The following is a 1,844-nucleotide window of genomic DNA, read 5'->3' on the forward strand; positions in this document are numbered from 1 at the left end:
GTCAGTCAGATCCGTAAATTCGGGAGTGCCGGTGCGCTTGTGAAACGTTCGCATGCGAAACGACAGTTCAATTCCATTTGTCCAAATTCCAAAGACCTGTGATAAGGCCCCGCCGCCTCCTTCCATGGAGAGCCGGCGTTCAGACAATTATTACGAGGTCAAGGCGACCATCTTCGGCGCGCTGATCGAGGCGATCGACCTCGCCCAGCTCGCTAAGCTCGATTCGGAGTCCGCGCGCGAGGAAATCCGCGACATCGTCAACGAGATCATCGCGATCAAGAACATCGTGATGTCGATCGCCGAGCAGGAGGAACTGCTCGACGACATCTGCAACGACGTTCTCGGCTACGGCCCGCTCGAGCCGCTGCTGTCGCGCGACGACATCGCCGACATCATGGTCAACGGTGCCAACACCGTCTACATCGAAGTCGCTGGCAAGATCCAGCGCACGGGAATTCGCTTCCGCGACAACCAACAGCTCCTCAACATCTGCCAGCGCATCGTCAGCCAGGTCGGCCGGCGCGTCGACGAATCCTCGCCGATCTGCGACGCGCGCCTCGCCGACGGCTCCCGCGTCAACGCCATCGTGCCGCCGCTGTCGATCGACGGGCCGACGCTCACCATCCGCAAATTCAAGAAGGACAAGCTGACGCTGGATCAGCTCGTCAAGTTCGGCGCGATCTCACCGGAAGGCGCGGAGATCCTCCAGATCATCGGCCGCGTCCGCTGCAACGTGCTGATTTCCGGCGGTACCGGCTCGGGCAAGACCACGCTGCTCAACTGCCTGACCAACTATATCGAGCACGACGAGCGCATCATCACCTGCGAGGACGCGGCCGAACTACAGCTGCAGCAGCCTCACGTGGTGCGGCTGGAAACCCGTCCGCCCAACATCGAGGGTGAGGGCCAGGTCACCATGCGCGAGCTGGTGCGCAACTGCCTGCGCATGCGTCCTGAACGCATCATCGTCGGCGAAGTCCGCGGCCCAGAAGCGTTCGACCTGCTCCAGGCCATGAACACCGGCCACGACGGCTCGATGGGGACGCTGCACGCCAACAACCCCCGCGAGGCGCTGTCGCGCTGCGAATCCATGATCACGATGGGCGGCTTTTCGCTCCCCTCGCGCACCATCCGTGAGATGATCTGCGCCTCGATCGACGTCATCGTCCAGGCCGCGCGCTTGCGCGACGGCTCGCGCCGCATCACCCACATCACCGAGGTGATGGGCATGGAAGGCGACACCATCATCACCCAGGACGTCTTCCTCTTCGACATGGTCGGCGAGGACGCCAACGGCAAGATCATCGGCCAGCACCGCTCGACCGGCATCGGCCGTCCGAAGTTCTGGGAACGCGCTCGTTACTACGGCGACGAGAAGCGCCTTGCCGCTGCGTTGGACGCGGCGGAAGTCACGCCGAAGACGTGAGCAGGTCAGCACCGTCATGAACATGCAAGTTCTCGCCCTCGCATTCCTCGCCACCGCAGCGGTCGGCGGCGTCGCCTGGGTGTTCCTCTATCCGCTGCTGTCCGGGGAACGAAAGGCGGAGAGCCGCCGAGCCTCGATCTCGCGCGCCGAGGCGCCCACGTCACGCCAGGCCGAGAAGACCCAGCGTTCGCGCCGCGAGCAGGTCGAGACCACGCTGAAGGATCTCGAAGCGCGGCGCCTGCAGGAAAAGAGCGTTCCGCTCAGCGTCCGCCTGTCGCAGGCTGGACTCGACTGGACGACGCAGAAATTCTGGGTGGCCTCCGCCGTTGTGGCGGGCGTGTTTTTCGCGGTCGCCCTGTTCGCCGGCGGCGGCCTGATCGGTGCTGCCGGCCTTGCCTTTGCCGGCGGGTTCGGGCTG

At 64.3% G+C, this 1,844-nt stretch carries 1 protein-coding gene and 1 pseudogene; both read left to right on the forward strand.

Annotated features, from left to right (window positions below):
- Nucleotides 1-52: 52 nt before the first annotated feature.
- Nucleotides 53-1,426 (forward strand): CpaF family protein, encoded by a 1,374-nt coding sequence (locus tag MOV75_RS36600; protein WP_247007814.1) that lies wholly within the window; start codon nt 53-55, stop codon nt 1,424-1,426.
- Between the two features lie 16 nt (nt 1,427-1,442).
- A pseudogene (locus MOV75_RS36605) lies at nt 1,443-1,844 on the forward strand (pilus assembly protein); the annotation flags it as partial.

The sequence above is a fragment of the Bradyrhizobium sp. PRIMUS42 genome (assembly GCF_023006515.1).
Lineage (GTDB): Bacteria > Pseudomonadota > Alphaproteobacteria > Rhizobiales > Xanthobacteraceae > Bradyrhizobium.

What these genes read in the sequence shown, in the direction of transcription:
- MOV75_RS36600 (WP_247007814.1), top strand. Translation starts at nt 53, where the DNA reads ATGCGAAACGACAGTTCAATTCCATTTGTCCAAATTCCAAAGACCTGT.